At 37.7% G+C, this 18845-nt stretch carries 19 protein-coding genes; 8 read left to right on the top strand and 11 right to left on the bottom strand.

What is annotated here, in order from left to right; translation table 11 throughout:
• Positions 1–755: 755 nt before the first annotated feature.
• Positions 756–1382, bottom strand: coding sequence for a DNA-3-methyladenine glycosylase I (locus WCP78_RS05155; RefSeq protein ID WP_336279445.1), 627 nt, complete (start codon positions 1380–1382; stop codon positions 756–758).
• Complete coding sequence (gene xseA / locus WCP78_RS05150) at positions 1360–2787, bottom strand: exodeoxyribonuclease VII large subunit (protein WP_336279566.1); 1428 nt, start codon at positions 2785–2787, stop codon at positions 1360–1362. Before xseA ends, WCP78_RS05155 begins: the two co-directional genes overlap by 23 nt.
• Positions 2788–3331: 544 nt before the next feature.
• Between xseA and WCP78_RS06280 the strand changes: the two genes are divergently transcribed.
• Positions 3332–3505 carry a DUF6460 domain-containing protein gene (locus tag WCP78_RS06280; protein ID WP_442895301.1) on the top strand — a complete coding sequence of 58 codons (174 nt, stop codon included), beginning with the start codon at positions 3332–3334 and terminating at the stop codon, positions 3503–3505.
• A gap of 22 nt (positions 3506–3527) precedes the next feature.
• Here WCP78_RS06280 and WCP78_RS05140 read toward each other — a convergent pair whose 3' ends face one another.
• The 3 genes from WCP78_RS05140 to WCP78_RS05130 all read right to left on the bottom strand — a co-directional run bounded on the left by WCP78_RS05140 (position 3528) and on the right by WCP78_RS05130 (position 6242).
• The gene (locus WCP78_RS05140) at positions 3528–4328 is read right to left on the bottom strand and encodes a TIGR02186 family protein (RefSeq protein WP_336279443.1); all 801 of its coding nucleotides are present in this window, start codon (positions 4326–4328) and stop codon (positions 3528–3530) included.
• Between the two features lie 2 nt (positions 4329–4330).
• Entirely contained in the window at positions 4331–5251 is a 921-nt protein-coding gene (locus WCP78_RS05135) for a sulfite exporter TauE/SafE family protein (RefSeq protein WP_336279442.1), read from the bottom strand.
• Between the two features lie 184 nt (positions 5252–5435).
• On the bottom strand, positions 5436–6242 hold the full coding sequence (locus tag WCP78_RS05130) for a hypothetical protein (protein WP_336279441.1): 807 nt from the start codon (positions 6240–6242) through the stop codon (positions 5436–5438).
• 575 nt (positions 6243–6817) lie between these two features.
• On the opposite strand from WCP78_RS05130, the gene WCP78_RS05125 reads away from it, so the two are divergent.
• From WCP78_RS05125 to WCP78_RS05115, 3 genes are read left to right on the top strand one after another with little or no spacing between them, the layout of a single operon-like run.
• A complete protein-coding gene (locus WCP78_RS05125) occupies positions 6818–7564 on the top strand; it encodes an electron transfer flavoprotein subunit beta/FixA family protein (RefSeq protein ID WP_336279440.1) in 747 nt (248 codons plus the stop codon).
• Between the two features lie 55 nt (positions 7565–7619).
• Positions 7620–8540: an electron transfer flavoprotein subunit alpha/FixB family protein gene (locus WCP78_RS05120; protein ID WP_336279439.1), complete on the top strand. Its 921-nt coding sequence runs from the start codon at positions 7620–7622 to the stop codon at positions 8538–8540.
• 3 nt (positions 8541–8543) lie between these two features.
• Complete coding sequence (locus WCP78_RS05115; protein WP_336279438.1) at positions 8544–10205, top strand: electron transfer flavoprotein-ubiquinone oxidoreductase; 1662 nt, start codon at positions 8544–8546, stop codon at positions 10203–10205.
• A 570-nt stretch (positions 10206–10775) separates the two neighbouring features.
• Here WCP78_RS05115 and WCP78_RS05110 read toward each other — a convergent pair.
• The 6 genes from WCP78_RS05110 to WCP78_RS05085 all read right to left on the bottom strand — a co-directional run bounded on the left by WCP78_RS05110 (position 10776) and on the right by WCP78_RS05085 (position 15126).
• Positions 10776–11561, bottom strand: a complete 786-nt coding sequence (locus WCP78_RS05110; protein ID WP_336279437.1) for a pyrroline-5-carboxylate reductase — start codon at positions 11559–11561, stop codon at positions 10776–10778.
• 55 nt (positions 11562–11616) lie between these two features.
• Positions 11617–11862: a hypothetical protein gene (locus WCP78_RS05105; RefSeq protein ID WP_336279436.1), complete on the bottom strand. Its 246-nt coding sequence runs from the start codon at positions 11860–11862 to the stop codon at positions 11617–11619.
• Positions 11863–11965: 103 nt separating this feature from the next.
• Entirely contained in the window at positions 11966–12334 is a 369-nt protein-coding gene (locus WCP78_RS05100; RefSeq protein ID WP_336279435.1) for a YraN family protein, read from the bottom strand.
• Between the two features lie 4 nt (positions 12335–12338).
• Complete coding sequence (rsmI, locus tag WCP78_RS05095; RefSeq protein WP_336279434.1) at positions 12339–13226, bottom strand: 16S rRNA (cytidine(1402)-2'-O)-methyltransferase; 888 nt, start codon at positions 13224–13226, stop codon at positions 12339–12341.
• A gap of 40 nt (positions 13227–13266) precedes the next feature.
• Positions 13267–13968: an orotidine-5'-phosphate decarboxylase gene (gene pyrF, locus WCP78_RS05090; protein WP_336279433.1), complete on the bottom strand. Its 702-nt coding sequence runs from the start codon at positions 13966–13968 to the stop codon at positions 13267–13269.
• A 63-nt stretch (positions 13969–14031) separates the two neighbouring features.
• Entirely contained in the window at positions 14032–15126 is a 1095-nt protein-coding gene (locus tag WCP78_RS05085) for an Mrp/NBP35 family ATP-binding protein (protein ID WP_336279432.1), read from the bottom strand.
• Between the two features lie 518 nt (positions 15127–15644).
• Here WCP78_RS05085 and rpmH point away from each other — a divergent pair.
• The 4 genes from rpmH to yihA all read left to right on the top strand — a co-directional run bounded on the left by rpmH (position 15645) and on the right by yihA (position 18763).
• Complete coding sequence (rpmH, locus tag WCP78_RS05080) at positions 15645–15779, top strand: 50S ribosomal protein L34 (RefSeq protein WP_336279431.1); 135 nt, start codon at positions 15645–15647, stop codon at positions 15777–15779.
• Positions 15780–15897: 118 nt separating this feature from the next.
• The gene (rnpA, locus tag WCP78_RS05075) at positions 15898–16266 is read left to right on the top strand and encodes a ribonuclease P protein component (protein WP_336279430.1); all 369 of its coding nucleotides are present in this window, start codon (positions 15898–15900) and stop codon (positions 16264–16266) included.
• A 20-nt stretch (positions 16267–16286) separates the two neighbouring features.
• Positions 16287–18122 carry a membrane protein insertase YidC gene (gene yidC, locus WCP78_RS05070; protein WP_336279429.1) on the top strand — a complete coding sequence of 612 codons (1836 nt, stop codon included), beginning with the start codon at positions 16287–16289 and terminating at the stop codon, positions 18120–18122.
• Positions 18119–18763, top strand: a complete 645-nt coding sequence (gene yihA / locus WCP78_RS05065) for a ribosome biogenesis GTP-binding protein YihA/YsxC (RefSeq protein ID WP_336279428.1) — start codon at positions 18119–18121, stop codon at positions 18761–18763. Before yidC ends, yihA begins: the two co-directional genes overlap by 4 nt.
• Positions 18764–18845 lie beyond the last annotated feature (82 nt).

Raw genomic sequence — 18845 nt, 5'->3', positions numbered from 1 at the left:
TAACATCAGATACTTTCGTATCGATTAACCATCTTAAAATGATACAGCAAATTTATAATAACCAAGACTGAATAAGTATAATTCTACATCTATGAATAAGCGCTTCCTTTTTAATTTATGACATATCAATTAGCCATAAAAATGCACATCATGTGTTCCGTTAAATTTATGCTCGTATCACATACTTCTTCACCATTATAATGAGCTATAATCTTATTATTAATATTAAAATTATAGCCATGAATGAAGCTATTGGAGAAGGTTCATGAGCTCACCATCCCATTCCTTTACAGCCTATTAAAATAATAGCGCCTCTCTCCAGAAACCCAAACCATGATCAAGTTGAAAAATCAGTAAAGCATACCAATACTCCTACCAATACAACAGATCTCAATAAAAAGTTGTAACTTTTGTAAAACCTAAACGTAAAAGAAAATCTTTTCATCAAGAAATAAAAATCTTCTAAGCTCTATCTTTGCAAAAACAGAACACGACCTTATTGGTAAAAATAAAACTCATCATATTCCCCCCTCACAAACAATATTAAAGCTTTACCTCAGTACTACAGCTTATAGAAAACTGTTTAAGCTCATTTTCCAAAAATCCAGGGCTTACACAGTATAATCTCCTCCTTATGGGGGGGAAGCTATCAGATAATAAAGCTTTATACAAGCATTCCAGAGAATTTAATATCAGTTTTGCATATCATTATTTTGAAGTTTATAACCTTACCTATCATGGAGTTCTTTATAAACTTAACGAAAAGCGCATCCTTCAAGATGATCATTCACAATCCCTACTGCCTGCATAAAGGCATAACAAATGGTAGGGCCAACAAAAGTCCAACCGCGTTTTTTTAAATCTGCCGCAAGACGGATAGAAGCAGGTGTCACAGGATTATCTTTCAGTATTTCGAAAGTAACTTTTTCATAACGCTCAAATTGCAAAGGCTGAAAAGACCAAAAGTAGCGAGATAAACTGCCCCATTGTACGATAACTTCCTGAGCTTTTTTTGCATTATTAATAACAGATCGAATCTTTCCCTGATGACGAACTATACCTTTATCAAGCATCAACGTAGTGATCTTTTCTTCATCATAAAGAGCAATCTTTTCTAAGTTAAAATAATCAAAAGCTTGACGAAAATGAGAGATTTTTTTTAAAATAGTCAACCAAGAGAGCCCTGCCTGAAAACCTTCAAGACAAATTTTTTCAAACAAACGATAATCATCAAAAACAGGCTTTCCCCACTCATTATCATGATAGGCACAATAAAGTGGATCGGTTCCTGCCCACGCACAACGAATTTTGCCATCCCCTCCCATAAGAAGCCCTTTATCAAGCACTGAACTTACCATGTCAAAAGAGTGTTCCTTGATCATCTTCTTTTGATTTTATCTGTTTAGATTTTGCAGATTTATTAAGGGAACGACCACGTGTTGAAACATTGATTTCACCATCAAAAAAGCGTAAATTTACTATACCAGTTTCAGGAATCTGAACCAATCTTTTAATAGGCTTATTATCTTTCCCTAAAGCTAAAACAAAACCACGCTCTAAAATATTTTGATATGAAGTGCTTTTTAAAAGCCTGAATGTTACCTCTATCTGAGCACGTTGTTTTTCAATATGACGCAAAAAAGCACGATGAAAGCGTGCAGTATATTCTTTCACATTGTATAGAGCTTTTTCAGTATTCAGTAAACGCGGCGAAAGACGTACACCAAGCGTACAAAAAGAAAAACGTTTTTTTTCGTAGCTCGCACAAAGCGCACGTTGTAATCGACTTGAAACTTCATCAAAACCACGTCGAGGTGAAGCAAAAAGTTGGTCGGCGGTCGGAAGACCTCGCAAAAGTGCGTACAATTTGTGTTGATAAAAGTCAAAATAACGCTCCATTCCCTTATGCAAACGTGCATAAAGTGATGCTACTTGCACTTCGAGATCAAATTTAACGGGAACAGCTCGTTCGGCTGCTCCCGTAGGAGTTGGAGCACGCCAATCAGCAACATAATCAATCAAAGTCCAATCCGTTTCATGCCCAACAGCAGAAATTACCGGAAGAGAGGAAGCATAAACGGCACGAACAACAACTTCATCATTAAACCCCCACAAATCTTCTAAACTCCCCCCCCCTCGTGCAACAATAATCAGATCTGGTTTGGGAATACTACCTCCTAAAGGCAATGTATTAAAACCTTCAATAGCAACAGCAACTTCCCGACCACTTGTTTCCCCCTGAACCCGTACAGGCCAAACTAAAATATGCAACGGGAAACGATCTGATATACGGTGAATAATATCACGGATGACTGCGCCTGTTGGTGATGTTACAACACCTATAATTCTCGGCATATAAGGTAAAGGTTTCTTCTTTTCTTCATCAAATAGACCTTCATCTGCAAATTTCTTTTTGCGATTTTCTAAAAGTGTCATCAAAGCGCCGACACCTGTCGGCTCGAGATCTTCAATGACAATTTGATATTTGGATGATCCTGGAAAAGTCGTAAGCTTACCAACCGCAATCACTTCCATCCCTTCTTCGGGAGGAAATTTAAGCTTTCCCATAACTCCGCGCCAAATAACTGCTTCCAACCGAGCTTTATCATCCTTTAAGGCGAAGTAAGCATGACCTGAAGCATGAGCACCGCGATAGCCTGATATTTCTCCACGCACTCGCACGTAGCCAAATTTTTCTTCAACAACGCGCTTTAAAGCTCCCGCTATTTCAGAAACACTAAATTCTGCTACATTTGTGGCTACTGTTTTTTCACTAAACAAATTTATCATTTTTTAAATTCACGAACGTTCAGACATTCAATCCTAACATCCACACAAACACATATCCATCAAAATGAATAGTATCTCCATAAAACAGAATGATTGAAAACTGTATTCTATACACAATATATTGATTTTCCATGGAAAAGAGAGGAAACATACCCGAAGCTCTTAACCAAAGTGTAAAAATGTTATAAATACTCTTTTGCAAATATCTAAAATAAAAGAATCTCTGGCAAGACCATGAAAAAATAGAAAATATCACTCAACATGTTTACAAAATACAAAGCCTATTCCAAAAATCAATATAGATGCTTTACCCACACCACAAGAGAGGAAATTTAAAGAAGAAAAAGAAACCCCGTGCTCTTCCTTCCTTGGAGGAAACGACACTATTACTAATTGTAAACTGAAGCGTAAAAATATTTTAAAATATGCAAAAATGAAGACAAGAAAAAGTACATCCAAGCCTTTTCACTCATTTCTCGGAGGCACATTAAAGCATGTTATTATCAAATTACTTATCCTTTCGCTCCTAGTTGGCATCGCGATGAATCTTCTTGGATGGACGCCTCGTAATCTTGTATACAAAGCAATTAAATTTTTCAAACTTTTGTGGGAAACAGGATTTACAACTTTCGCAAATTTATTCTATATGACGGCAATGGGGGCAATCATTGTTGTACCCACTTTTCTTCTTTTACGCATTTTTCGCAAAAAATAAATATGCTAAAATTGCTTCATTATTAGTCTTTTCGAAAAATAAAACGACATAAAAATCCAGTACTAACAGCTACAATAACTGCCATAATACCATACCATAAACTGTATTTATGAGCTGCATAAAAAATCGAATATGCAATATGTGCTTTAACTATTTCAAGAGTTGTCGCCGCACTATCGATAAATTGTCCATCACAAAAAAGGTAAGCACGGACTTGATAATGTCCAACAGGGATGTTCGCTGGTAACCGAAAATGCGCTGTAAAAAGTGAACCAGAGCCAAAACGAACGCCGCCCACTTCCTCATTATAAAGTTTTTTAGCTTTTTGCAATTTTATAAGTTCATCTCGAAAAGTTTGTATTTTGTTTTGATCCTGCTCATCGGTCTGCAACAAAAAATAAGGTAGCCCTAACCCTAAACGCCTATAATTTTCAGTACTAGCAATATCATCAATTTCACGTGTTGTGACCATTGAGTAAAAAAGAGGAACATTTTTAAAAGTGAGAGAGTCTGTATTAATCCAAACTCCAGCGTTACGCTTTTTTTCTCGCATAACGATCGGATGAGTTTCCCCCTCTAAACTAACAATAACATCATAGCGTTTTTGTTGAGAATAGAGTGGATCAATATTTTCCAAAACACCAGCAATATAAAGATCACGACCATCGAAATGTGCATCAACTGTAATTGTATTCGTTGTTACAATAATTTGAAGAGTTTCGGAGTTAGCTGACGCAATGCCCTGATCAACATAAGCCCACGCAGAAAAAGAAACTATACAAAACAAATTTGCAATTATGCAAAAAGGAAATAATTTACCCATTTTTATTCCATAAGAATGGTCAAAGAAAAAAGATTATCAGGGCGTATAAATAATTGAAAAGCTAAATGCATACACACAACTAACACTAAAAATGCAAGCGCCATACGCAATTGTTCAGCCTTTAATTTTTGTCCAGCTCGCGTTCCATATTGTACACCAATACTTCCCCCAAGCATCAATAAAAAAGCTAAAACAATATCAACCGATTGATTACTCACACTTTGCAAAACTGTAGTAAAAGAAGAGACAAATGTAATTTGAAAAAGAGAGGTTCCAATTACTACACTTGTTGGAACACGCAAAATGTAAACCAGCGCTGGCACTGTAAAAAATCCTCCACCAATTCCCATAATAGAAGATAGTAACCCAACAATTAAACCAATTCCTAAAACTGGAATAATGCTTACATATATCATCGATGTCCGAAAACGCATCTTTAACGGTAGTTTATGGATCCAATTATGGCGACCTGCAAGGCGAATAGCAGCTTTTTTTTCCTTACGCCGCCGTATCATATCATACCAACTTTCAATAATCATTAAACTTCCAATACTTCCAAGAAGAATCACATAAAGAAGTGAAATGATGAGATCTAATTGACCTAATTTCTTTAAAACAGAGAAGATCTGAATCCCAATAAAAGAACCAACCCCTCCCCCAATTGTTAAAAAAATACCAAGCTTAATATCAAGAGTACGCCTTCTAAAATGTGCAATTGCCCCCGTCACAGATGATGCAATCATCTGATTAGCTGACGTTCCAACAGCAATGGCAGGAGGAATATTATAAAAGATCAGTAAGGGCGTGATCAAAAACCCCCCTCCAATCCCCAAAAGGCCAGAAAAAAAACCAGCAACCGCCCCCATACCAATCAAGATTAGCATATTAAGCGACACTTCAGCAATTGGTAAATAAATACTCACTTACAGAACCTTCAATACAATCTAAGGCTTGTTTTGGATATTTTAAAGCTCTTCTTTGATAATCTTTGTTTGGTTAAAAGAAAATAGCTTCAGATGCAATATACATCTTTGTAAAACCATGAGAGTCTCTCACTCTCACTTTAATTAATCCAACCACAACATTAAAAATAAAAAACGAGCACCCCTAAAAACCACAGAAGCATAACGTTATAGCTATGATAAATGCAATGCTTAAAAAATAAATAAGCCATTTTTTAACAGAATAACGTAAAAAAAATAAAATTTTAGAGAAGTGTGCTTTGAAGAAAGAAGCATGATTGTTTTTAATACAACTATCAGACTCTTGAACACCAGAATAATTCTTTTCTCTTATAGAACGTTCGATAGGTTCATTGTACTCTGTTTCGACAAGCTCCGCCGCCACAGCATCTTTTGGGAAAGAGTTTTTCTCACGTTTTGGCGACGAACTAAGAGAACTTGTAGGAATTGAATTCACATTATTTTGTGTCAAAGAATTTGACATCTTTGGAGGCAAAAAGCCTTCTTGACTTTTTTCATGTGTCATGTGGGCAAGATGATGTACAATTGAATCAAGAGGTTTTGAACAAGGTACAGATCGTTTTATGAGAGATTCTTGCTGATTTTTCTCTTCGCTATGTAAATTTTGAATAAGTATTTTAATCTGCTCTAAAGACTCAAAAAATTTTTTTTCCTTTTGACGACGCGCATAATGATCAGCCAAAATTGCTCGGCTAATATCATCTAAGTAAGACTTAAGATCGTCTTTCACTGAGTTTTGAGATATCGGCTGCAGCATCGAAGGATGAAATTGGTGTTTTCTCTTCATGTGTGCAGAAACATAGCGTAATTTTGTCGCAATGTCCGACATCGTCATTTCAGTAGGTTCACTGGTTGCCTTCCTTTGTTCAACAGAAAAAGAAGAAGATTTTTCGTGCATAATTTGCTTGTTAATATGACTCTTTGTATTCACAAACGTCACCCCTCATTTACTTTTTTCAAAGAATCATGCGAATGCACAAAAAATGTGCTCTATTTTGGTAAATAGAGCTTTAAGAATTATCAAAAAATTGAAAATACTGTTTAACCTGCTCTCCCAATATTTAAATTGAAAAGTTATTTTGCCATTTCACTCTTTTGCCACCACTTTGAATACGTATAGTCTCTATCCATTACAAACTGCATTTATGAAAGTAAAAAAAATATCTCCGTTTTATTATCCATACCCTAAATCACAAACTGTATTCTTCTCACCTCAAATTTCTTTTCATAAAATTATTTCATACACTATCATGGCTATAATAAGCGCATTCGACTTTTTAGATAATTATTCATTAAATATTTTTATCATTCAAAACGCGCAAAACAATTATTGGAATGCAAAAAATATAGACTGAAATGAGACTAACAAAATACAAGAAAATGGAAGAAATCTTATATAATTAACAAACCAATTATAATAATTATAATAAAGATTCAGTTCTAAACGATTTGGTTTCTTATGATTATTATTATAAGCTTGTAATCATACAAATAAAGAGGATCATTATGAAGGCAGTTGTCGCAATCAAACGTGTTGTTGATTATAATATCAAGGTACGCGTCAAACCCGATGGCACAGGTGTTGATCTATCCCATGTGAAAATGTCTATGAACCCTTTTGACGAAATTGCTGTAGAAGAAGCAATCCGTCAAAAAGAATCCGGAAAAATTTCAGAGGTTGTTCTTGTTTCAATTGGATCAGAACCAGCACAAGAAACTTTACGAACAGGGCTTGCAATGGGTGCCGACCGAGCTCTTCTTGTAAAGACTGAAGAAACGCTCGAGCCCTTAGCAGTTGCTAAGATTCTAAAATCAATTGTTGATGAAGAAAAACCAAATATGGTCTTTTTGGGTAAACAAGCCATTGATGACGATAGCAACCAAACCGGACAAATGTTGGCTGGCCTTCTTGGTTGGGGGCAAGCAACTTTTGCCTCACATCTGGATATAAAAAATGGGCATGCTACGGTTATCCGCGAAGTAGATAATGGAACACAAACCATTTCTCTCCCTCTTCCCATAGTTATGACTGCTGATCTGCGATTAAATGAACCGCGTTACACTTCTCTCGTCAATATTATGAAAGCAAAAAAGAAACTTATTGAACAAAAGACTCTTTCTGATCTGTGCATAGATACACGATCACGGTTAAAAGTCCTAAGCGTTGAAGAGCCACAACCGCGTCAATCTGGTGTTAAAGTAGCCAATGTGACGGAACTCGTTAGCGTTTTAAAACAAAAAAATCACATTTAACACTCAATGACAAATAAATCAAAAGAAACACTGCATAAAATAAAAGGGTAAAATTATGGCAATTCTTTTATTAGCCGAGCATAATATAGAAGAAACAGCAAAAGCACTTACCGCTGCTCAAGCCATCAGCACTCCTATCGATATTCTAGTTTGTGGAAAGAATATTCAAAAACTCGCTGAAAACAGTGCTACATTGGCCGGTGTGCGACAAGTACTTACTGCTGAAGCAAGTTACTTAGCACACCAACCCGCCGAACCTGTAGCAGATACAATCATTACATTAGCGAATGATTATGATGTAATCATGGCCGCCTCCACCAGCACTGGTAAAAATATAATGCCGCGTGTGGCTGCTCTTCTTGATGTTATGCAAATTTCAGAGATTATCGCTATTGTTACACCTGACACATTCAAACGAGCAATTTATGCAGGAAATGCTATTGAAACTGTCCAGACAACTGATCGTAAAAAAGTTATAACAGTTCGCACATCCCGTTTTACACCAGCTCCTTTTCAAAAGGTTGCTGCTCCTATTAAAACAATAACACCAGCTCCCAATTCAAACCTTTCTTCTTTTATTAAAGAAGAAACCAACAAAAGCGATCGCCCTAATATTACTTCAGCACGTGTTATTGTATCAGGTGGGCGTGGTCTTGGCTCACAAGAACAATTTATGGAACTCCTTCTCCCTCTTGCAAATAAGCTAAAAGCTGCCTTGGGTGCTAGTCGAGCAGCAGTTGATGCAGGCTATGCCCCTAATGATTGGCAAATTGGACAAACAGGTAAAATTGTTGCCCCTGAACTTTATATCGCCATCGGCATTTCTGGTGCAATTCAGCATGTAGCTGGGATAATGGATGCACAAGTTATTGTTGCTATCAATAAAGATCAAGAAGCTCCTATTATGCAAATTGCTGACTATGCCCTTGTTGGTGATCTCCACAAAATTATTCCTGAGTTGGAGAAAGCTTTATAAGCCATGCCCGTCTCTCAGAATCACCAACGTGAAAGTATAGAATTCGACATAGTCATTGTGGGGGCTGGACCGGCAGGACTTTCCGCTGCAATTCGCCTAAAACAGATTAATCCTGAGCTTTCTGTTACAGTTGTTGAAAAAAGTGCTGAAGTTGGTGCCCACATTCTGTCCGGTGCAGTTGTTGATCCCATCGGCATTGATACACTTTTGCCAGAATGGAAAAATGAATACAATCATCCCTTCACAACACCTGTTACCAATGATCAATTTTTCTTTCTCAATGCAAAATACGCAACGGCACTTCCTAATATTCTTCGTCCTAAAATTTTATCAAATGACGGCTTTTTCATCGTTTCGCTCGGCGATGTATGCCGCTGGCTCAGTAAAAAAGCTGAAGATCTCGGCATTGAAATCTATCCCGGTTTTTCCGTATCAGATACCATTCAAAACAATGATGGAGCTATTATTGGTGTTATCACAAGTGATGTAGGACTTAATAAAGATGGAACACCTGGAAAAAATTATATGCCTGGGATAGCTTTAATGGCTAAATATACCCTGATTGCTGAAGGAGCACGTGGCTCAATTGCAAAACAACTGATACAACAATTTGATCTTAGCCAAAACCGCGAACCACAAAAATTTGGTCTTGGTCTTAAAGAGCTCTGGGAAATTGATCCTCAAAAACACAAACTTGGTTTAGTTCAGCATTTCGCTGGATGGCCACTCAGTAACGATACTGGTGGCGGGGGCTTTCTTTACCACCAAGCAAACAATTTAATTTCTGTCGGCTTTGTTGTGCACTTAGATTATCAAAACCCTTACCTCTCTCCTTTTGAAGAGTTTCAACGTTTTAAAACACATCCTCAAATATATGAAATATTCAAAGGTGCAAAACGCCTTTCTTATGGTGCACGCGCCATAAGCGAAGGCGGATGGCAATCTGTACCAAAACTCACCTTTCCTGGTGGGGCACTTATTGGCTGTGCTGCTGGCTTTGTCAATGTCCCTCGTATTAAAGGATCACACAATGCAATTTTATCTGGCATATTAGCAGCGGATAAAATCGCTACAGCTCTTGCTCAAGGACGCTCTCATGATGAAGTAAAAGAAATCGAAGAACATTGGAGAAAAGGTCCCATTGGAAGAGATCTTTATCAAGCACGCAACGCAAAGCCACTCTGGAAAAAATACGGCACAAAATATGGGATGAAGCTTGCTGGCTTTGATATGTGGTGGCAGCAGCTATTCGGCTTTTCGTTATTTAGAACACTTTCTCACGACAAAGCGGATTATGCATGTCTTGAACCAGCAAAAAAATTTAAGCCTATCACTTATCCAAAACCAGACGGTATTGTAACCTTTGATATCCTTTCCAGTGTCGCGCTTTCTAATACACACCATGAAGAAAATCAACCTTGCCACTTAAAAGTTACCTCCCTAGAAAAGCAAAAAAAATCTGAATATCTAGTTTATGGAGGACCTTCTACACGTTATTGCCCTGCTGCTGTTTATGAATGGCTAAAGCATAATGATCATGAAGTTTATATTATCAACGCTTCAAACTGTATCCATTGTAAAACATGCGACATTAAAGATCCAAACCAAAATATCACGTGGACCTGTCCGCAAGGCAGTGACGGACCTATTTATCCTAACATGTAATCACATTGATTATCCTTATTGATACCCCTATTAATTTTATCATAGCTGGTGTTAGTACCCAACGTGTAATCGTTTATAATTATAATTGATACCCTCTCAACTCTAAAGAACAGCGATTCTACGGATTAGTAAAATACTTGCACTTCTATAGGTTTCTGTTTCTAATGACAGTACTGCACCATTCACTCACGATTCAACTTGAACCTGTTTTATCCTTAACATACGGATCGTTCTCCTACCTTTATCGGCTACGAGAAGTAAACAACGACACACTGCTTAAATTCAAATCCCGCTTGTGTATGTTGCTATTTTGTAAGGAGTTGTGGAGGAGCTTCAATGTAATATATCTTCAATAGCAACAAACACCAATCTGAAAGCTGACTGCGCCTTACAGATTCACAGTGAACAACAAAGTTTTTACGACTGAGGATAAAAGAATAACCAACATATTGTAGCACAAACCTTCTCTCTGCTGAAATTATCCAACAGAAAATTTTGCAAATTGTCTATTCATATGAGCACAGATGGGTGAATTATTACCCCATCCATACAGGTTTGAGAAAATATTGACTAACTATTTTCATTCATTCTTTGCAAAGTTGTCTCAAGAGCCGTTATCAAAGCAGTGTTTCCCCCTTGAAAAGAAAAGCAGTTTGATAAAAGCTCATTTGTTCCTCCCTTTGTTGAAAACTCTTTTTCAAGTAGCGCAAAATCTAGAGATGTAGAACCATCAGTTTCTATAATTTTACGCATTTCATCAGTCAGATTTCCAAACATCATAGCAAGAAAATTTGCCGACTGCTGTTTTTTTAAGCCCTGTGCAATAAACCACTGATGTGCTGTTTCGATAAAGTTAAAATAGACCCCCATTAATGAACCAGCAGTCATAAAAAGATTAAACTGATCTTCCCTTTCCAACACCACTGTACCACCCAAAGTATCAAATAAAGTGCGTAAAAATGGATGATCAGGATAAATTGGTGTCAAATGTTTGCGCTCTGCCACAAAAGGAAGCGGAACAGCGCGATAAACCTTGTGATTGATCCACTTTTCAATTTCTGCTGTTTTTGCCATAGCAAGCACAGAAACGACAAGCTGCTCTGAGCGAAACCGAAGAGAGCGTAAAACCTCTTCTGCGCTCTGGTTTGGAAGACAAAGAAAAACGCAATCACTGGCATCCAACAGCGCTTGGTTATCTTTAGAAATGATTACCTTTTCATAATTTTGCGCAAGACATTCTGCAATTTTTGCATTGCGTGGTGAAACGATAATTGAATGAATGTCAAAAGCACTTGTCATTAAGCCATCCACCATTGAAGCGCTGATTTTACCTGTTCCCAAAAAACCAACTTTCATTTCTATTCCTTACTTTGATGATATTAAATAAAGCCCAACCAACACTTAACTCATTTTAACTAACGTAAATGCTGATTGAAGAAGAAATGCATAATACAGCGAGAATAATCAATCCCAAATAAATTTTTGGCTTATCAAAAAGAACTGCAAAAGCGGAAAACCAACCAACAATAGCTGCCGCTAATGCAAACAAAAAGCCCGGCTTATTCATAAGTACAATATGTACTGCCATAAGACCACCGATAACCAACGCTCCAAAAACAATCAACAATCCAGTTGCAAACTTTTCATAATCATCCATATTTTGCTCCTCATAGCAATAAAACTGTTATTCACTTTTTCTTATTCATATACATATAGAAACGATCCTTTTTGCCTCTACTCTGAAAAACCTATAGGAATTCTCACCTATCAGACGTAAAAAACGCTGGAATATGGTGCGGCCAACGCCATGGTAAAATTGCAATCAAATCAAAACGTACGGATAAAAGAGAATAATCTTTTTGCCGTGCTAACCAAATATCAGCTGCTGCTTCAATGCGTTTCTCATTCATCTTAGAAACTGCAGCCATTGCTTCTGCCAATGTTGAACGTGCTTTTACTTCAACAATTAAAACAAGATTTCCCCGCCGCGCAATTAAATCAATTTCACCACATTTTGTTTTAAAACGAACTTCAGTAATCTGAAATCCTTTGAAACGTAGCCACCATGCTGCCCATTTCTCTGCCCGAATGCCTCGATAAAAAGATTTTTGTCTGCGTTCTTTTTGCATAATCTTACATATCTTTTAAAAAAACTAACCTCTGAAAAAGTTCTTTCTTTTTAAAACCAGTTTTTTTTGCAGCCAAAGCAGCGGCCTTAGCCGTAGAATGCGCATTCGCCAACTCTAATAACATTTCATCCACTTCCTGATCGTTCATCACTTTTGAAGAGGAAAGCGCTTCCCCAACCAGCACAACAATTTCTCCCCGAATATGTTCCTGTTTTCTATAATTTTCTAATAAATCACCTAAATTAGAAACATCCACCGTTTCAAACTTTTTTGTTAGTTCACGACATATTGCTGCAGGTCGATCCGCTGAAAAAACAGAGACCATATCCTGCAAAGTCTCAACAAGGCGATGAGGTGATTCATAGAAAACCAAAGTCGATGGAATAGAGTTTAATTGTTCCAATTTCTTTTGACGCTGAGTCTTTCGTGGACTCAAAAAACCTGCAAAGAAAAAGCTATCGGAAGGAAGCCCTGTTACGACAAGAGCAGCTAAAATGGCTGACGCTCCAGGAATTGGAACAATTTTGTGATGAGCTTCACGTGCGTCTTTTACTAATTTAAAGCCTGGATCAGAAATAAGCGGTGTCCCAGCATCTGAAACCAGCGCCACAGTTTTATTTTCTGCTAAAGCTGTTAATAATTTTGATCCTACTTTTTGCGCATTATGATCATGATAAAGAAATGGTTTTCTCTGAATACCATAGCGTTCTAGCAAAACACGCGTCACTCTCGTATCTTCACACGCTAAGATATCGGCTCCTGCAAGAACCTGCAAAGCACGAATCGTTATATCTGCAAGGTTTCCGATAGGCGTTGATACTAAATAAAGCGCTGGTTCTATAACAGGTGCAGAATAAGCATGAGCACCTATAAAATATGCTTTTTCACTCATACCCTTCTTTCATAACTAAATTTCCTTCTCAGCAAAACCTTTATCCATAATCACCAGCCATTTCTGCCAAAAATTTTTTTGCCGCTACTAAAGGATCAACTGCTCGAATAATCGGTCGCGCCACAACAAGATGGCTTGCCCCAGAAACCAAAGCTTTTCTCGGCGTCATAACTCGTTTTTGATCGTCATTATCGCTTCCAGCAAGACGAATTGCTGGTGTAACCAACGCCATATCATTACCAATGACTTTCCGCAAATCTTCTGCTTCAAGAGCTGAAGCAACAATTCCACCCATTCCCGCATCTCGAGCTTGTTCAGCTCTCTTAAGAACTAAATTTTTCGCATTATCCTTATAACCGGTATTTTTTAAATCAGTTTCATCCATAGACGTCAAAACCGTCACTCCAAGCAAACATAGATTACTCCCTTTGGCAGCAGAAACAGCCGCTTGCATTGTTTTAGGATAAGCGTGAATCGTCAACATTGAAACGCCTAATTTTGCAATATTCTCCACTGCCTTTACAATGGTATGATCAATATCCAGCAATTTCATATCTAAAAACACTTTTTTTCGCGCCGAAATGAGATCCTTAATTAATTCCATCCCACCAGCAAAAACCAATTGATAGCCTATCTTATAAAAATATACATAGTCACCCAATTGCATAATTAGTTTTTCTGCTTGTTTCACATCTGGAACGTCTAACCCCACAATGAGGCGTTCATGTACTGCAGTTCCCATAAAAATAGCCCTATATTTTTTTGAATATTATCTCTTAGCAAATCCTATTAGCAAAACACAAATTTAGAACAATTTGTTTTTCACTTGATCAATAATTTTACGATATAGCTTGGCATATTCCCCATCAGGATTCGCAACAAAAATTGGGATACCATCATCTGAAGAAACCCGCAAAGTTGCATCAAGTGGGACTTCTGCCAAGAAAGGAACATTGCGGCATTTTGCTTCTGCTCGTGTACCACCATGACCAAAAATATCGTAGCGTTTTCGCGTATCAGGAGCAACAAAATAGCTCATATTCTCAATGAGTCCCAAAATAGGAACACCAACTTTCATAAACATCTCTATTGCTTTACGGGCATCAACCAAAGCAAGATCCTGAGGAGTAGAAATAATCAACGCTCCCGTTAATTGTACTTGTTGAGCAAGCGTCAGTTGTGCATCCCCGGTACCTGGTGGCATATCGACCACCAAAACATCAAGAGGCTCCCATAAAACATCTCTTAGTAATTGAGTTACAGCAGCCATTACCATGGGGCCACGCCATACGACCGGCTTTTCTTCTTCAACCAAAAAACCCATCGACATCAGTTTAAGGCCAAATCGTTCAAGCGGTTGCAGCTTTTTTTTACCAATTATCTCTGCTTTTTTATGTACGAGTCCTGTCAAACGTGGCAAAGATGGGCCATAAATATCTGCATCCATCAAACCTGTTTTGAAACCAGTATCTTGTAAAGCTAAAGCAATATTGATTGCCATTGTTGATTTACCAACCCCTCCCTTTCCAGAAGCAACGGCAATCACATGCCGAACACCTTCTATCGGCATTTTGGGAGGCAATAAATTTGCTCTACGTTTTTGCGCAGGAAAAACTGTATCTTTACGTGTTTTAAAAGATTCTGGCGGTTTTTTTTCTGCCGTAAGCGTCACAACGACAGATTCAACCCCTTCCATAGCACACACCACTTCTGCAGCAGTACAACGTAACGATTCCCATTCCTGCACACGCCCATCAGGAACCGTAATGGAAAAAAAAACCTTACCATTAGCAATGAGTATTTCTGAAAGAAGCCCTAGCGATACAATATCACTTTCTAAGTCTACTCCTTTGATTTTCCGTAACTCTTTGCGAATAGCCTCACTTGTAATAGAATTCACATTCTTTCCTCTCTATACAAATGCCCAACAACACAAGCACCGCGGATAAAAAACTAAAAATTAATCACGTCACTTCCTATCCTATAAGAGTTATGAAGTCCCCATCTTTTTCAAAACACTCAATCAACCTCACACAAAAAACGAGACTCTTACATTAAAAAATAGAACAGTATGTGCCCATAATAGCATTTTTTCTCATCATACAATAACAAGTTGCACCATTATCTTTAATTTTTGGTGTTGATTATTGATATGTAGCGCAAAAGAAATAACTGTGAATTGCACCATTATAAGCAATAACTCTTTCCTAAATCTTGGAAAGATCACTAACTAACTAACAAACACGCAGTAATAGATTATTTCGTATTTTTTCAAGAGGCAGAAAAATAATCTAAGATTGACTTTTTTTATGTTTTTCCTTATGGATTAGCAATCTTCTGATGGAAGTAAAACTGTTCATCTAGCACATAATTTGTCCGTGGAACTAAGAAGGGCCGCACACCGCGGTATTAAAATAAATGAAACGTACTTATAACCCCTCTAAACTTGTCCGTAAACGCCGCCATGGGTTTCGTGCACGTATGGCAACAAATGGTGGACGTAAAGTTATCGCAGCTCGACGTGCTCGTGGGCGTAAGAGATTATCTGCATAACCCTTGAATTTTTACAACAGGCTAAGTAGTGCTTATTATATTCCTTGTTGTGAAGTTATTTTTTGAACCTGGAGTGCTTGCTTTTGTGGGCATTTAGTGAAATCGCGAAGCGTCCTTTATGAAGACGAAACATCCCTGCCGCATTCGCAAAAGAGCAGACTTTTTGGCTGTACGCACAGGAGAAAAGCGACGCGGCCCTTTGTTTTTGCTTGAAGTTAAATCCCGTGAGCAAACAGCAGAAATGAAGAACCCTCTTGTTGCACGTGTAGGTTTTACTGTCACGCGTAAGAACGGCAATGCTGTTAAACGCAATCGTATCAAAAGACGCCTGCGTGAAGCGGTTAGAGTTGGTTTAGCACATAATATGGAGGCAGGAACAGACTATGTTATTGTAGCGCATCGGGATGCGCTCCATGCGCCATTTACATCTTTGATCAATGAATTAAACCGGCGTATACGAATAAAACCAAAAACAAAACATCAGTAACGGCAACAGGGATAGTACGAATGGAATATAACCGCAATTTTTTTATCGCCATTGGATTGTCTTTCGTAGTGCTTATCTTATGGCACTTTTTTTATGTTGCTCCCAAACAAGCTGAGTTGCAACAAAAACAAATAACCGCACAGCAATTATCACAACAACAGCAATCTACACTTGCCACCTCCAAGACAGATTCCTCTTCTCCAACACATGGATCAGTCCCTACGGTTAATTCCCCTATGACTCCTGAAGCTCGGAGTATTGAATTAGCTAAAACAAACCGTATTGCAATAAAAACTGGTGAACTTGAAGGTTCTATTAATCTTGTTGGTGCACAGTTTGATGATCTTTTGCTCAAAAAATATCGCCTAACAGTAAATAAAGGATCGCCTGAAATCGCTTTACTGAATCCCAAGGGATTCTCAACGACTTATCTTGCTGAATTTGGTTTCACAAGTTCATCTTTACCAACAAAAGCACTGCCGCAATCTGATACCCAATGGCAAATAGAGGGAAATAATACAACACTGACTCCTTCAACACCTGTCACTTTAATTTACAATAATGGACAAGGACAGATCTTTCGCCGTACACTTTCAGTTGACGATCACTATATGTTTACTATTGAGGATTCTATCCATAATGAAAGTAGCGAACCAGTCTATCTTTCCTCTTATGCTCGAGTCGCACGTGCTGCTCCGCCAGAAGATACAAATGCAACCTATTTGCTCCATGAAGGCATGATAGCAATTGCGGGTGATTCACTCAAAACTGAGAAATATACAAGCTTAGCAAAACTTAACTCAAATCCTAATAACGGCCAAAAAAGTATAGTTTTTTCCAAAGCTGTAGGAGGTTGGGTTGGTATTACCGATAAATATTGGGCTGTAGCAGTTATTCCTCCACAAAATCAAGAATATACAAGCCGCTTTATTTATTTTGATCATCTGAACACCCATTATCAATCTGACTTACTCGGCTCGTCTTTAATTGTTGCCCCAAACGAAACAAAAACCATTACAAATCATCTCTTTGCTGGTGCAAAACAAGTTGAAATTATTAATCAATATCAAGATAAGCTGAGTATTAAAAAATTTGCTCTTTTAATTGATTGGGGTTGGTTTGATTTTATCACTAAGCCAATGTTTTCTCTCATTGACCTGTTGTATAAGCAAACAGGGAATTTTGGTGTCGCTATTCTTCTTGTCACAGTGCTCTTGAAAATACTTTTATTCCCGCTTGCAAATAAATCTTATAAATCTATGGCACGGATGAAGCTCTTGCAGCCGATGCTCTTAGAAATCAGAGAAAAATATTCGGATGATAGAACCAAACAACAGCAAGCAATCATAGAGTTGTATAAAACCCAAAATATCAATCCTCTTGCAGGTTGCTGGCCGATGTTTATACAATTTCCAATATTCTTTGCTCTTTATAAGGTTTTGTATATCACCATCGAAATGCGGCATGCACCTTTCTTTGGTTGGGTTCATGATTTAGCAGCACCTGATCCAACCTCTCTTTTTAATCTGTTTGGTCTTTTGCCTTACACAGCTCCAACATTTCTTACGCTTGGTGCATGGCCTTTGATTATGGGGGTAACAATGTTTTTACAAATGCGCATGAACCCAGCACCTCAAGATCAAACACAAGCTGTAATTTTCACATGGATGCCAGTTGTCTTTACCTTTATGCTTTCTTCCTTCCCTGTTGGTCTTGTGATTTACTGGGCTTGGAATAATATATTATCGATAATTCAACAAAGTGTCATGATGAAACGTCAAGGAGTAAAAATTGAGCTTTTTGATAATCTGAGAGCGATATGGAAAAAATCACCAAAAAAAGAAGTGCATGAATGACGAACTATTTTCCTCTTTCTGGAATTTTTTTTCGTAATTGGATTTTTATTCGTGGAGTGCCTGCAATACATTTTCTTCCACCTGAGGGACCACCAGAGATCGCGTTTGCAGGACGTTCTAATGTTGGGAAATCATCATTGATAAATGCGCTCGTCCAGCAAAAAGGCTTGGCACGTACTTCTAATACGCCAGGGCGTACTCAAGAGCTTAATTATTTTGTACCTGATGGTTTTAGTGGGCAAACAGACGATCTTCCTCCCATAGCACTTGTAGATATGCCAGGCTATGGTTTTGCAGAGGCACCCAAAAATCTAGTTGATGCATGGACACATCTCGTTTTTAGCTATTTACGGGGTCGTACAACACTAAAACGGGTTTATATTTTGATTGATTCACGTCACGGAATAAAAAAAAATGACGCAGATGTTCTGGATCTCCTTGATGCAGCAGCTGTCTCTTATCAAATTGTGTTAACTAAAAGTGATAAAGTTAAATCAAGCACACTTGAAAAATTAATAATGATTACAAAAACAAAACTTCTTAAACACCCGGCAGCTTATCCTGAACTTTTGGTAACATCTTCAGAAAAAGCATTAGGCATAGAAGAATTGCGCACCGCTATTTTGCAAGCAATCGCATAAAATCGCTTAATTAAGTTGCATCTCTGTTATTAATTATTAAATATAATCTGTAAGTAATTGCTAATGATCTTGTACTTCTGGT

This window comes from Bartonella occidentalis (genome assembly GCF_037070875.1).
In the GTDB taxonomy this organism is placed as follows: domain Bacteria; phylum Pseudomonadota; class Alphaproteobacteria; order Rhizobiales; family Rhizobiaceae; genus Bartonella.
Note: the sequence above shows the minus strand (reverse complement) of the source record. Positions and strands in the feature narration are given on the sequence as shown.

What these genes read in the sequence shown, in the direction of transcription:
- WCP78_RS05155 (WP_336279445.1), bottom strand. Translation starts at nt 1,382, where the DNA reads ATGATCAAGGAACACTCTTTTGACATGGTAAGTTCAGTGCTTGATAAA.
- WCP78_RS06280 (WP_442895301.1), top strand. Translation starts at nt 3,332, where the DNA reads ATGAATCTTCTTGGATGGACGCCTCGTAATCTTGTATACAAAGCAATT.
- WCP78_RS05140 (WP_336279443.1), bottom strand. Translation starts at nt 4,328, where the DNA reads ATGGGTAAATTATTTCCTTTTTGCATAATTGCAAATTTGTTTTGTATA.
- WCP78_RS05125 (WP_336279440.1), top strand. Translation starts at nt 6,818, where the DNA reads ATGAAGGCAGTTGTCGCAATCAAACGTGTTGTTGATTATAATATCAAG.
- WCP78_RS05120 (WP_336279439.1), top strand. Translation starts at nt 7,620, where the DNA reads ATGGCAATTCTTTTATTAGCCGAGCATAATATAGAAGAAACAGCAAAA.
- WCP78_RS05115 (WP_336279438.1), top strand. Translation starts at nt 8,544, where the DNA reads ATGCCCGTCTCTCAGAATCACCAACGTGAAAGTATAGAATTCGACATA.
- WCP78_RS05110 (WP_336279437.1), bottom strand. Translation starts at nt 11,561, where the DNA reads ATGAAAGTTGGTTTTTTGGGAACAGGTAAAATCAGCGCTTCAATGGTG.
- WCP78_RS05105 (WP_336279436.1), bottom strand. Translation starts at nt 11,862, where the DNA reads ATGGATGATTATGAAAAGTTTGCAACTGGATTGTTGATTGTTTTTGGA.
- WCP78_RS05100 (WP_336279435.1), bottom strand. Translation starts at nt 12,334, where the DNA reads ATGCAAAAAGAACGCAGACAAAAATCTTTTTATCGAGGCATTCGGGCA.
- rsmI (WP_336279434.1), bottom strand. Translation starts at nt 13,226, where the DNA reads ATGAGTGAAAAAGCATATTTTATAGGTGCTCATGCTTATTCTGCACCT.
- pyrF (WP_336279433.1), bottom strand. Translation starts at nt 13,968, where the DNA reads ATGGGAACTGCAGTACATGAACGCCTCATTGTGGGGTTAGACGTTCCA.
- rpmH (WP_336279431.1), top strand. Translation starts at nt 15,645, where the DNA reads ATGAAACGTACTTATAACCCCTCTAAACTTGTCCGTAAACGCCGCCAT.
- rnpA (WP_336279430.1), top strand. Translation starts at nt 15,898, where the DNA reads ATGAAGACGAAACATCCCTGCCGCATTCGCAAAAGAGCAGACTTTTTG.
- yidC (WP_336279429.1), top strand. Translation starts at nt 16,287, where the DNA reads ATGGAATATAACCGCAATTTTTTTATCGCCATTGGATTGTCTTTCGTA.
- yihA (WP_336279428.1), top strand. Translation starts at nt 18,119, where the DNA reads ATGACGAACTATTTTCCTCTTTCTGGAATTTTTTTTCGTAATTGGATT.